Annotated in this window: 10 protein-coding genes and 1 other RNA gene; 7 read left to right on the forward strand and 4 right to left on the reverse strand. The window is 70.8% G+C overall.

Annotated features, from left to right (window positions below):
* The first annotated feature begins 21 nt into the window (after positions 1-21).
* The 4 genes from Q5Y72_RS08930 to Q5Y72_RS08945 are packed head-to-tail and all read left to right on the forward strand — an operon-like array spanning position 22 to position 4673.
* Entirely contained in the window at positions 22-1827 is a 1806-nt protein-coding gene (locus tag Q5Y72_RS08930; RefSeq protein ID WP_305963067.1) for a putative nucleotidyltransferase substrate binding domain-containing protein, read from the forward strand.
* Positions 1827-2354 (forward strand): hypothetical protein, encoded by a 528-nt coding sequence (locus tag Q5Y72_RS08935; protein ID WP_305963068.1) that lies wholly within the window; start codon positions 1827-1829, stop codon positions 2352-2354. The genes Q5Y72_RS08930 and Q5Y72_RS08935 overlap by 1 nt, the downstream gene beginning before the upstream one ends.
* A complete protein-coding gene (locus Q5Y72_RS08940; protein WP_305963069.1) occupies positions 2326-2700 on the forward strand; it encodes a response regulator transcription factor in 375 nt (124 codons plus the stop codon). Before Q5Y72_RS08935 ends, Q5Y72_RS08940 begins: the two co-directional genes overlap by 29 nt.
* Entirely contained in the window at positions 2694-4673 is a 1980-nt protein-coding gene (locus Q5Y72_RS08945) for an exonuclease domain-containing protein (protein ID WP_305963070.1), read from the forward strand. The genes Q5Y72_RS08940 and Q5Y72_RS08945 overlap by 7 nt, the downstream gene beginning before the upstream one ends.
* Here Q5Y72_RS08945 and Q5Y72_RS08950 read toward each other — a convergent pair.
* The 3 genes from Q5Y72_RS08950 to Q5Y72_RS08960 form a co-directional block, all read right to left on the reverse strand.
* Positions 4649-5095, reverse strand: coding sequence for a hypothetical protein (locus tag Q5Y72_RS08950; protein ID WP_305963071.1), 447 nt, complete (start codon positions 5093-5095; stop codon positions 4649-4651). The genes Q5Y72_RS08945 and Q5Y72_RS08950 overlap by 25 nt on opposite strands.
* Before the next feature lie 66 nt (positions 5096-5161).
* An RNA gene (gene ffs / locus Q5Y72_RS08955) (signal recognition particle sRNA small type) lies at positions 5162-5258 on the reverse strand.
* 51 nt (positions 5259-5309) lie between these two features.
* Positions 5310-7202 carry a bifunctional 2',3'-cyclic-nucleotide 2'-phosphodiesterase/3'-nucleotidase gene (locus tag Q5Y72_RS08960; protein WP_305963072.1) on the reverse strand — a complete coding sequence of 631 codons (1893 nt, stop codon included), beginning with the start codon at positions 7200-7202 and terminating at the stop codon, positions 5310-5312.
* Between the two features lie 330 nt (positions 7203-7532).
* On the opposite strand from Q5Y72_RS08960, the gene Q5Y72_RS08965 reads away from it, so the two are divergent.
* Positions 7533-7979: an SRPBCC family protein gene (locus Q5Y72_RS08965; RefSeq protein WP_305963073.1), complete on the forward strand. Its 447-nt coding sequence runs from the start codon at positions 7533-7535 to the stop codon at positions 7977-7979.
* An 18-nt stretch (positions 7980-7997) separates the two neighbouring features.
* Here Q5Y72_RS08965 and Q5Y72_RS08970 read toward each other — a convergent pair whose 3' ends face one another.
* A complete protein-coding gene (locus Q5Y72_RS08970) occupies positions 7998-8855 on the reverse strand; it encodes a prephenate dehydratase (protein WP_305963074.1) in 858 nt (285 codons plus the stop codon).
* Positions 8856-8976: 121 nt separating this feature from the next.
* Here Q5Y72_RS08970 and Q5Y72_RS08975 point away from each other — a divergent pair, with 121 nt between their 5' ends.
* Both Q5Y72_RS08975 and Q5Y72_RS08980 read left to right on the forward strand, forming a co-directional pair.
* Positions 8977-9516 carry a c-type cytochrome gene (locus Q5Y72_RS08975; RefSeq protein WP_305963075.1) on the forward strand — a complete coding sequence of 180 codons (540 nt, stop codon included), beginning with the start codon at positions 8977-8979 and terminating at the stop codon, positions 9514-9516.
* Between the two features lie 200 nt (positions 9517-9716).
* Complete coding sequence (locus tag Q5Y72_RS08980; RefSeq protein ID WP_305963076.1) at positions 9717-11636, forward strand: extracellular solute-binding protein; 1920 nt, start codon at positions 9717-9719, stop codon at positions 11634-11636.
* Positions 11637-11689 lie beyond the last annotated feature (53 nt).

Below are 11689 nucleotides of genomic sequence, written 5' to 3' on the forward strand. Positions count from 1 at the left end.
TCCGGAACGGAATGTCAGGGCATGTGGGAAACCGCCGACTTCATCGCCACGGTGCATCCCTATGACAGCCTGCCGCGGGACGAGCTGGCGCGTGTCGCCGCCTCCTTCAGCCGCAGGGCCTATGCCGCCGGCGCCGAGGTCTATCATGTCGGCGACCTGCTGCCGGGGCTTTACCTGATCGAAAGCGGCCGCATCCGCGTCACCGACCGCAACGGCGATTCGGTGTCGGAACTGGGGCCGCGCAACTCCTTCGGCGAACGCGGACTGCTGCGCGACGGCGCGGCCGTCACATCGGCCGTGGCCTGCGAGGATGCGGTGGTGCTGATGCTGCCGGCCGAGGAGGTGCGGCGGCTGATCCAGGCACACCGCCCGGTGGCGCGCTTCTTCGACCGCGGCCGCGGCCCGGCCGACCGCGGCACCGACATCGCCCTGCTGAAGGTGGGCGAGCTGCTGACCCGCCGGCCGCTGTCCTGCCCGCCCGACACGCCGATCATCGAGGCCGCGCGCATGATGCGCGAGGCGCGCGTCAGCAGCATCGGCGTCACCGAGGGCGACCGGCTGACGGGGCTGGTCACGATCCGCGACATGTCTAACCGCGTGGTCGCCGAGGGCCGCGACCTGCGCGGGCCGGTGCGCGCGGTGATGACCCACGACCCGATCACCCTGCCGGCCTCGGCGCTGGGCTATGACGTGCTGAACGTGATGCTGGAACGCCGCGTCGGCCACCTGCCGGTGGTCGAGGACGGCCGCTTCGTCGGCATGGTCAGCCAGACCGACCTGACGCGGGTGCAGGCGATCACCGCCTCGGCCCTGATCCGCGAGGTGGCGATGGCTGACAGCGTGGCGGCGTTGGCCCGCACGACCGCCCGTATCCCCGACCTGCTGGCCCGCCTTGTCACCGCCCATCAGCGCCACGAGGTCGTCACCGGGATGATTACCGACATCGCCGACGCGGTGACGCGGCGGCTGCTGGCCATGGCCGCCGACCGGCTTGGCCCGGCACCCGCGCCCTGGCTGTGGGCGGCCTGCGGCAGCCAGGGACGGCAGGAACAGACCGGCGTCAGCGACCAGGACAACTGCCTGATCCTGGCCGAGGGGGCGGACCCCGCCGATCCCTGGTTCGCCGATCTGGCCCGGCAGGTCAGCGACGGGCTGCACGCCTGCGGCTATGTCTACTGCCCCGGCGACATGATGGCCACCAACCCGCGCTGGCGCCAGCCGCGCGAGGTCTGGCGCGGCTATTTCCGTGACTGGATCGAGCATCCCAGCCCCGAGGCGCAGATGCTGGCCAGCGTGATGTTCGACCTGCGCGCCATCGGCGGCGAGGCCGCGCTGCTGGCCGACCTGCAACGCGAGACGCTGGGCATGGCGGGCAAGAACTCGATCTTCGTGGCGCACATGATCGCCAATTCGCTGAAGCATCGCCCGCCCCTGGGGCTGATCGGCGGCTTTGCCACGATCCGCGCGGGCGAGCATCGCCACCATATCGACATGAAGCACAACGGCGTCGTGCCGGTCACCGACCTCGCCCGCGTCTATGCGCTGCAGGGCGGCATCGCCGCCGTCAACACCCGCGCCCGGCTCGAGGATGCCGAGGCCGCGGGCGTGATCTCGGCCAGCGGGGCGCGCGACCTGCTGGCCGCCTATGACCTGATCCAGACGATGCGGCTGGACAATCAGGCGCATCTGATCCGCGCCGGGCGCAAGCCCGACAATTATCTGTCACCCTCGGACCTGCCGGACTTCGAACGAAGCCATCTGCGCGACGCCTTCGTGGTGGTGCGCGGCATGCAGTCCGCGGTGGGCCACGGGAAGGGAATGTTGTGATGGCGGGCGTGGGGATCGAGCTTCTGGGCGTGATCGCGGTGGGCATCGGGGCGGCGGCCCTGCTGTTCGCGCTGATGCATGCCAGCCGCAAGGCCGGGCTGTCGCTGCCGCGCTGGCTGCTGCCGGCGGGCATCGGCCTGGCGATGATCGGCTATGCGATCTGGAACGACTACAGCTGGTATGGCCGCGCCGTGGCGCGGCTGCCCGCGCAGTCGCAGGTGCTGATGGTGGGGCAGGGCAGCCAGCCCTGGGCGCCCTGGACCTACCTCGCGCCGGTGACGCTGCGCTTTGCGGCGCTGGACCCGGCGACCGTGCGCGCGGGCGAGGCCGGCGTCCGGCAGGCGCAGATCATGCTGGTGGAACGGCGCGGCCCGACGCTGGTGGTGCCGCAGGATTTCGACTGCGGCCGGGGGATGATCCGCCCGGCACGCGGCGACTGGACAGAGGCGGCGCCGGATGACCCGGCCCTGGCCGCGGTCTGTCGCGAGGAGGGGGATGATGGCCGAGATTCTGGTGATCGAGGATGAGGACAACATTGCCGTCGCGCTGGATTTCCTGCTGACGCGCGACGGCCACCGCCACGACCGCATGGCGACCGGCGCGGGGGCGGTGGCGCGCATCCGCGAGACCCGGCCCGACCTGGTGCTGCTGGACGTGATGCTGCCCGATGTCTCGGGCTACCAGATCATCCAGGACGTGCGGGCCGATCCGGCGCTGGACGGGGTACGGGTGCTGATGATGACGGCCCGCGGCTCGGTCGTCGAACGCCGCAAGGGGCTGGCGCTGGGCGCCGACGGCTTCATCGCCAAGCCCTTCGAGCTCAGCGAACTGCGCTCGGAGATGGCGCGGCTGCTGGACGGGCCGCCATGCTGACCGGCCTGCCGCTGCGCCTGCGGATCCTGATGATCTTTGCGGCGCTGCTGGCGGGGCTGCTGGGGCTGGCCGGGCTGGCGCTTGTGCTGCTGGCGCGCGGCTCGGCCAGCGCGGGGCTGCCGGTCGCGGCGGACCCGCTGGTGCAGGCGGCGGCGGTGCTGGGCTTCGGCGCGGTGGCGGCGGTGACGCTGGTGTGGTTCCTCTTCGACCGCCACATGGCCCGGCCGATCGAGGCGCTGGCCGGGGGGCTGCGCACCGGGCGGGCGCCCGACCGCGATGCGGCCCGCTATCTTGCCGACCTGGGCCCCGCGTCGCGCGCCGCGGCCGAGGCGCGTGCCCGGTCGGCCGAGGCGCTGGCCGAGGCGGTGCGCGACCACGCCGCCGACCTCGCGCGCGAGAAGGCGACGATGGAATCGATCCTCGCCGATATCGGGGCCGGCGCGCTCGTGACCGACGCGCAGGGCCGGGTGGTGTTCTACAACGCCTCGGCCGCGCGGCTGCTGCCCGGCCTGGCGCTGGACCGGCCGCTGTCGCGCCACATCGCGCCGGGCGCGCTGGAGGCGGCGGCGGCGCGGCTGCAGGCCGGCGTCGAAGCAACCGACCTCGTCTGCCTCGGCGGCGAGGGGCAGCGGCTGACCGGGCGGATGCGGCGGCTGGATGCCGGCACGCTGCTGATCCTGCGCGACCGTGCGCTGGAACGACCGGCGCCGCGCGACGCGCTGGAATCGCTGCGCCGCCACGCCGCGACGCTGGTGCCGATGCTGGACGCGCTGGACGGCCCGATCCCCCCGGCGCTGGCGCGTGCGATCCGCGACGAGGGGCAGGGGCTGGCGGCGGCGCTGCGCCGGCTGTCCGAGATCATGTCGGGCGACGCGATCTCGGGTCGTGCCGCGCTGGCCGAACTGGCTGCGGGGCTGCCGGGCGCGGCGGACCTGCCCGCGCTGTCGGTGCTGGCCGAGGCGGGGCCGATGAACGCTGTGCTGCGCCACCTGCACGACCGGCTGGCCGGCAGCGGCGCGGTTGCGCTGCTTCGGCTTGGCCCCGTCGAGCCGGACGAGGTGCATCTGCGTCTGGAGTGGGCCGGCCCACCGGTGCCGATGGACCTGCTCGAGGGGTGGCTGGCCGAGGCGCCCGACAGTGGCCAGCCGGGCCAGTCGGCGACCGAGATCCTGGCCGCGCATGGCACCGGCATCTGGCCCGAGGCCGGTGACGGCCCGGCGCGGCTGGTGATGCCGCTGCGCCGCGCCGCGGGGCCGGCCGATGCCGCCGGGCTGACCTTTGATTTCGCGCTGGCCAGCCGCGGCGCGGCCTCGTCGCGGCTGGCCGACCTGACCTGCGTCGTCTTCGACACCGAGACGACCGGCCTGTCGGTCAGCCAGGACCGCATCGTGCAGATCGCCGGGCTGCGCATCGCGCGCGGTCGGCTGACCGGCGAACGCTTCGAGACGCTGGTCGATCCGGGCCGGCCGATCCCGCCCGCTGCCACCGCGATCCATCACATCACCGATGCGATGGTCGCCGGCGCCCCCGACATGACCGCCGCGCTGCACGCCTTTCGCCACTTCGCCGAGGATGCCGTGCTGATCGCCCACAACGCCCCCTTCGACATGGGCCTGCTGCGGGCCGCCGCGGCCGAGACGGGGGCGCATTTCGACAACCGCGTGCTGGATACCGTGCTGCTGTCGGCGATGGTCTGGGGGCAATCGGCCGTCCATACGCTGGACGCGCTGAGCGCGCGGCTGGGCATCGAGATCGCGCCCGAGGATCGCCACACCGCAATGGGCGACGCCATCGCCACCGCCGAGGCGTTCCTGCGGCTGATCCCGGCGCTGGAGGCCAAGGGGATCACCCGCTTCGAGGAGGCCGTGGCCGAGGCCCGCCGCCATCGCCGGCTGATCGCCGATGCCAACGAGCCGCCGCATCCCGCCCTCGCGGCGGGGGCCGGCGATCACAATTCGATTTCGGGGGCGTAGGGGTCGCGCGGCACGCCGGGCGCGGGTGTGCCGGGCGGCGCGAAGTCGCGCAGGCTGTCACCCAGGGGCGGCGGCGGCGGTGCGCCGGGCTTGCGGCGGATCAGGATGTCGCCATTCGCCTGCCGCTCGGGCGGCTGGTAATTCGCGAGGTCGTCCACCAGGGCCGACAGGTCCTGCAGCACCGGACCCATGCGCGACAGCGCCGCCGACATGTCCTCGCCCAGCCGGTCGATGTCGGGGCCGAGGTCCTGCAACAGGTTCTGCATGATGATGCCGACGCCGCGCTCGATCAGGCCAAGCCCGTCGGACGCCTCGGCCTCGGGCGGGCCGGCCAGCGGCGGCTCGTATTGCTGCTGGGCCAGCCCGGGCCGCGCCAGCAGCGCGGCGGCAAGCAGGGCGGACAGGGCAAGGGCACGGCTCATCGCATGAAGAATGGGGCCGGGGCCTGCGCGATGCAAGGCCGGGTGGCACAGGAAAGCGGGGATGGGGGTGAGAGGCTGGACAGCGACCCAGGCGGAATTCGTTACGGCTGCTTCCTTCCGGACCTGACCGAGTTGGCGAGACGCCTGCCCGCGCCAACCTCTCGACGCGACAGATAAGCCCGGCGCGGCGCCGTTGCAAGCCCTGTCAGGGAGGCTACAGGAACAGCCGGAACCGCGCAAAGCCGCCCTCGGCCGCGCCGTCATACTCGATCCGTGCCTTGTGGCGCTCCGCCACCCGGTCCAGATGCGCCAGCCCGCCCGGCCCCGAATTGAACAGCGCCGAGGTTCCCGGCATCGGGACAAAGCGCCAGTGCGGCGGCGCGTCGATGGCGACCGACCGGCGGCGCCGAATATAGTGGCGCAGCACGTCGCGGGTCAGGTCGTCGGTCTTCAGCGCCAGTTCGTTGTCGGCGACCAGCGGGCTGAACAGCCCGCAGCCGGCCAGCCGGTAGGAGTTGGTCGCCAGCACGAAGATGTCCTCGGCGCCGACCGGGCGGCCCTGCCAGCGCAGCTCGCGGATGCGGCGCGATTGCGGTGCCAGCAGCCGGCCGTCGGGGGCAAAGCGCGCCGGGGCCGACAGGTCCACCTGCCAGGTGATGCCGTCCACGACGTCGAAATTGTAGCAGGGAAAGGCCGGATCGATCAGCGGACTGTCCGTGCTGCCCGGCGCGACGCGGCGGAACAGGCTGGCCGATCGCTCCAGCCAGTCGGCCAGCTGCGCCCCGCTGAGGCGGATGGCGCAGATCCGGTTGGGAAAGAAATAGAGGTCGGCCAGGTTGCGCAGGCTCAGCGGGCCGGGCGGCACGTCGGTGTAGTGCTGCGGTCCGCCGCGGCCGCCGGCGCGGAACGGCGCCGAGGCCGACAGCACCGGATAGCCCTCCCACGGGCTGCCCTTCAGCCGCTGCCGGACATGCCAGCGCTGCGCCATGTTGACCAGCCGCAGCCCCGGATCGTCGCCGATGACCGAGAAATAGCTGTTCAGCGCGGTGGCGCTGCGGCCGACGCGGCGGCGCAGGTGGCGCAGCGTCTCGCGGTGGGCGCCCAGCACCGGCCGGGCCACTTGCGCGAGGCTGGGCAGGGCGGCATCGACCGATTCCGCCCGCGCCGAGGCCGCGGCGACCCGCCAGCCTCCGGCACCGTCGGGCCGCAATTGCAGGTCGATCACGCCCAGATGCGAGCCGCCGAAGCCGGGCATGACGGCCGGCTTGCCCGCCAGCGTGCCGGCGACCGGGTCGATGCCCGGCGCGGCGGGGAAGTCGGGGCCGGGAAAGACCTCGTGCGTGTGGCCGGCCACGACCGCGTCGATGCCGGGGATCGCGGCCAGCGCGGCGGCGGCGTTTTCAAGTCCGGGGCGCGGCTCGGCCCGGCCGATGCCGCTATGGGCCAGCGCGATGACGATCTGCGCGCCCTCGGCCCGCATCTCGGGGATCACCCGGCGGGCGGTCTCGAGGATGTCGTCGCAGGCCAGCTGGTCGGACAGGTCGCGGTCCCATTCGGCGGTGCGCGGCGGCAGGAAGCCGACGATTCCCACCGCCACCTCGACCCGGCGGCCATGCCAGTCGATCATCTCGCGCCGCAGGATCACATGGCGGCGGAAGGACGGGCCGCGCCGCACCCGCAGGTTGGCGGCAAGGAAGGGAAAGCCCGCCCGCGCCGTCACCGCGCGCAGGAAGGACAGGCCGAAATTGAAATCGTGATTTCCCAGCGCCGCGGCGTCATAGCCCATCGCGTTCATCGCCGCGATCGCCGGATGGATGCGCCGCAATTCCCGCCCGATGCCCGCCGCGGCAAGATCGCCAAGCGGCGTGCCCTGCAGGAAATCGCCATTGTCCAGCAGCAGCGCGTTGCGCACCTCGGCGCGGCGGATCTCGACCAGAGAGGCGGTGCGCGCCAGCCCGACCCGGTCGCAGGGCCGCCCGGTGAAGTAGTTGTAGGGCAGCACGTTCATGTGCATGTCGGTGGTGGCGAGAATGCGCAGGCCAAGCCCGGTGTCGTGCCCTGCGGCCATCGCCGCGCAAGTCGATGTGTCGCCTCTGCCGTCGGGCATCCGGGTTCTCCGTCGCCGCAGCACCGGCCGTTCCGTCACATGATGCTTGATCGGCCCGGACTGCCTCGCCACCCTAGAGGAAGGCGCGGCATTTCTCAACCTTTGATTGTATTTTCACGACGCATCTGTCCCCTGACGCGGATCGCCAGTCAAATTGACCAAAAGGACAGGATTTCAGCCGCCGCCGAATCTGCCATAACTGCCCTGTGTAAAGAGTAGCGTCTCGAATACCGATGTGCCGGTTGAAGAGGTCTTCGTGTTTGGACTATGAGCGGCCAGAAGGCCGCTTGTCGTTCCGGCAGGTCCGGTGTTTGTGACGGGTGTTACCTGATGAAGTTTTCGACACGCTTCGACGTGGACAGCACGGCGGACGACCTGTTCGCCGCAATCAGCGATTTCAACCGGCTCGAGCGCGTGCTGCGGCGGCGCGGCACCAGCGTCAGCCGGGTCGCGCCGGACGCCGGGCCGGTCGGCTGGCTGATCGGCTTCGACTGGCGCGGACGCCCGCGCAAGCTGCGCCTCGAGGTGACGCGCAGCGACCCGCCCGAGCATCTGACCATGGCCGGCACCTCCGAGGCGCTGGACGTGGCCATCGAGGCCAGCGTGGTCGCGCTGAGCCCGAGCCGGTCCCGCCTGATCTTCGAGACCACGCTGCGCCCGCGCAACATGCGGGCAAGGCTGATGCTGCAGACCGCCAAGCTGGCCAAGCCGCAGCTGGACCGCAAATACGACCGGCGCATCGCCGAGTTTCTCGACCACATGCGGGCCCGCGCCTGAGCGCGGGGGCGATGCCTCTCAGGCCGGGCTGTCGCGCAGTTGCGCCGCCCGCAGCGGCGCGGCCGGATAGACGCCCAGCACGTTCAGCATCGAGGTGAAATAGGCCAGCTCGTCCATCGCGCGACGCACATCGTCGTCCTCGGGGTGGCCCTCGATATCGGCATAGAACTGCGTGGCGGTGAACACGCCGTCGACCATGTAGCTTTCCAGCTTTGTCATGTTGACGCCATTCGTCGCGAACCCGCCCATCGCCTTGTAGAGCGCGGCCGGAATGTTGCGGACCCGAAAGACGAAGCTGGTCAGCATCCGGTCGGACCGGCGGCTGAAATCGGGCTGGCGCGCCATGATCAGAAAGCGGGTCGTGTTGTTCTGGCGGTCCTCGATCTGGTCGGCCAGCCGGTCGAGGCCATAGATTTCGGCGGCCAGCGGCGCGGCCAGCGCGGCCAGCGACGGATTGCCGCGGGCGGCGACCTCGCGGGCCGATCCGGCCGTGTCGGCGCCGGTCACCGGGTGGATGCCGTGGCGGCGCATGAACCCGCGGCACTGGCCCAGCAGGACCGTGTGGCTCATCGCCTCGCGGACCTGGGACAGCGGCGTGCCGGGCACGGCCAGCAGGCTGATATGCACCCTGACGAAGGCTTCCTCGATGATGTGCAGGCCGGATTCGGGCAGCAGGTGATGGATATCGGCGACCCGGCCATAGGTCGAATTCTCGACCGGCAGCATCGCCAGATCGGCCGCGCCGGTGCGCACGGCCTCGATCACCTCCTCGAAGGTGCGGCAGGGCAGCGGCTCCATCGCCGGCCGCGCGCTGCGGCAGGCCTCGTGGCTGTAGGCGCCGGGTTCGCCCTGGAATGCGATGCGGTTGGTGGTCATGGGCCGGCCTTCACTGTCCGAATTTTGAATGCCCTCGGGTAACTATACCTTGATCCCCCAAAGCGAAAGCGGATAGATACGGGCCGGATTGACGAGCTTACCAATGCGGGGACCGCGCGCGATGTTCAACACCATGACCGTGACCAAGGCCGCCGGCGCGCTGATCGGCGCGCTGCTGTTTCTGATGCTGGCCAACTGGGCGGCCAGCGGTCTTTACCATGTCGGCTCTGCCGGCGGCGGCGAGGGCCACGGGGAAAGCGCGCAGGCCTACACGATCCCCGTCGAGGAAAGCGAGGGCGGCGGCGAGGCCGAGGCCGAGGAGGAGATCGACTTTGCCGCGCTGATGGAGGCCGCCGATCCGGCCGCCGGCGAGAAGGGCTTCGGCAAGTGCAAGGCCTGCCACAAGCTGGATGGCAGCGATGGCGTCGGTCCGCATCTGAACGGCGTGGTCGGCCGCGCGGTCGCCAGCGTCAGCGGCTTTGCCTATTCGGATGCGATGGTCTCCCATGCCGGCGAGGCGCCCGAGTGGACGCCCGAGGCTCTGCAGGAATTCCTGACCAACCCCAAGGCGGATGTGCCGGGCACCAAGATGTCCTTTGCCGGCCTCAAGAAGCCCGAGGAGCGCGCCGACCTGATCGCCTATCTGCAGTCGCAGCAATAGGTCCGCCGGACAGCGCCGGCGCCGGATGCGGGGCGCGGGGAAACCCGCGCCCTTTCCGTCATGCGCCGCGGCCGGTTCGGGCGGCCGGTTCGGGCGACCGGTTCGGGCGACGGGCGCGGGGGCTCACGAAAACGCGGCTTGATCGTCCGCGCCGCGCTGGCCTAGCGTGACCCCCGAATGACCCATGCAGGAGCCTGCCGATGCGCCGTTTCGCCCTGATCGCCGGACTTGCCGTTCTGGCGGGCAACCTGCCCGCGCTGGCGCAGCCGACCGAGGCGGCGGCGGAAACAGCGGCCGAGACTGCGGCCGAAGCGCCGGCCGGTTCGGGTGCCAAGGCCGAGACGATCATCACCAGCCACGGCATCGGGGTTTTCGACGACCTGCGCCTGCCGGCCGATTTCAAGCATCTGGCCTATGTGAACCCCGAGGCGCCCAAGGGCGGCGAGATCGCCGAGGCCATCCCGAACTCGACCGGCTTCGACAACTACAACCCCTTCACCTTCCGCGGCCGGGCGGCGGTGCTGTCCTCGTCGATGCTGGAATCGATCCTGACCACCACCGCCGACGAGGTGGGCGCGGCCTACTGCCTGCTGTGCAGCGAGCTGGAGTATCCCGAAAGCCGCGACTGGGTGATCTTCCGCCTGCGCCCCGAGGCGCGCTTCAGCGACGGCACGCCGCTGACCGCGCATGACGTGCTGTTCAGCTACGAGACGCTGCGCGACAAGGGGCTGTCGTCGTTCCGGGTCATCATCGGCCAGCAGGTCGCCAAGGCCGAGGTCATCGACGACCACAGCATCCGGTTCATCTTCACCCCCGACTATCCGCGCCGCGACGTGATCCAGTCGGTCGGCAGCCTGCCGGTGTTCAGCCGCAAGGATTTCGCCGACAACGGGCGCGACCTGGAACAGACGATGGACAAGCCGATGATCGGCTCGGGCCCCTATGTGTTCGAGCGCGCCGACATCAACCGGGCCGTCGTCTATCGCCGCGATCCCGACTACTGGGGCGCAGATCTGCCGATCAATGTCGGCCGCTACAATTTCGACCGCATCCGCTTCGAGTATTTCGCCGATTACGACGCCGCGTTCGAGGCTTTCAAGGCCGGCGAATACACCTTCCGCCGCGAGGTCAGCAGCATCATCTGGGCGACGCGCTACGATTTCCCGGCGCTGAGCAATGGCTGGGTCGTCCGCGAGACCCTGCCCGACGGCAATATCGCCTCCGGGCAGGCCTGGGTGCTGAACCTGCGCCGCCCCGACTGGCAGGACATCCGCGTGCGCAAGGCGGTGGGGTTGGTGTTCAACTTCGAATGGTCGAACGCCTCGCTGTTCTACGGTCTTTACGACCGCGTCCACAGCTTCTGGGACAACAGCGACCTGGCCGCCAGCGGCCCGCCCTCGCAGGGCGAGATCGCGCTGCTCGAGCCGGTGGCCGGGGACCTGCCGCAGGGCATCCTCACCGAGGATGCGGCGATGGCCTCGGTCAGCGGCGACCGCCAGCTTGACCGCGCGAACCTGCGCCGGGCCGCGGCGCTGCTGGACGAGGCGGGCTGGACCGTGGGCGAGGGCGGGATGCGGCGCAACGGCGAGGGCCGGGTGCTGACGCTGGAGATCCTCAATGACAGCCAGACCTTCGACCGGGTCATCAACCCCTGGGTCCAGAACCTGCGCGCGCTGGGCATCGACGCGCGCAATGTCCGCGTCGACAACGCCGAATACGAGAACCGCAAGCGCAGCCATGATTTCGATGTCATCAGCGATCACCTGGGGCAGGACGAGATCCCCGGCGCCGGGCTGCAGCAATATTTCGGATCGGCCAATGTGGGCGATGTGTTCAACGCGATGGGGCTGGCCAATCCGGCCATCGACACCCTGATCGGTCATGTCGAGGCCGCCGACAGCCGCGACCGGCTGACCATTGCCACCCGCGCGCTGGACCGCGCCCTGCGCAGCCTCAGCTTCTGGGTGCCGCAATGGTACAACGCCAATCACCTGGTCGCCTATTACGACCAGTATGGCCGGCCCGAGACGCTGCCGCCCTACAGCCTGGGCGAGCTGGACTTCTGGTGGTACGACGAGGCGAAGGCAAAGGCGCTGCGCGAGGCGGGTGCGCTGCGCTAGGCCAATTCTCTTGATTTCCCGGACGCGATTGCCGAAAAGGCGTCACAACCGAA

The organism is Paracoccus spongiarum, assembly GCF_030732095.1.
Classification (GTDB): Bacteria; Pseudomonadota; Alphaproteobacteria; order Rhodobacterales; family Rhodobacteraceae; genus Paracoccus; species Paracoccus spongiarum.

Bases quoted from the DNA above. Each gene is read 5' to 3' on its own strand.
- Q5Y72_RS08930 (WP_305963067.1), top strand. From the start codon at position 22: ATGTGGGAAACCGCCGACTTCATCGCCACGGTGCATCCCTATGACAGC.
- Q5Y72_RS08935 (WP_305963068.1), top strand. From the start codon at position 1,827: ATGGCGGGCGTGGGGATCGAGCTTCTGGGCGTGATCGCGGTGGGCATC.
- Q5Y72_RS08940 (WP_305963069.1), top strand. From the start codon at position 2,326: ATGGCCGAGATTCTGGTGATCGAGGATGAGGACAACATTGCCGTCGCG.
- Q5Y72_RS08945 (WP_305963070.1), top strand. From the start codon at position 2,694: ATGCTGACCGGCCTGCCGCTGCGCCTGCGGATCCTGATGATCTTTGCG.
- Q5Y72_RS08950 (WP_305963071.1), bottom strand. From the start codon at position 5,095: ATGAGCCGTGCCCTTGCCCTGTCCGCCCTGCTTGCCGCCGCGCTGCTG.
- Q5Y72_RS08960 (WP_305963072.1), bottom strand. From the start codon at position 7,202: ATGCCCGACGGCAGAGGCGACACATCGACTTGCGCGGCGATGGCCGCA.
- Q5Y72_RS08965 (WP_305963073.1), top strand. From the start codon at position 7,533: ATGAAGTTTTCGACACGCTTCGACGTGGACAGCACGGCGGACGACCTG.
- Q5Y72_RS08970 (WP_305963074.1), bottom strand. From the start codon at position 8,855: ATGACCACCAACCGCATCGCATTCCAGGGCGAACCCGGCGCCTACAGC.
- Q5Y72_RS08975 (WP_305963075.1), top strand. From the start codon at position 8,977: ATGTTCAACACCATGACCGTGACCAAGGCCGCCGGCGCGCTGATCGGC.
- Q5Y72_RS08980 (WP_305963076.1), top strand. From the start codon at position 9,717: ATGCGCCGTTTCGCCCTGATCGCCGGACTTGCCGTTCTGGCGGGCAAC.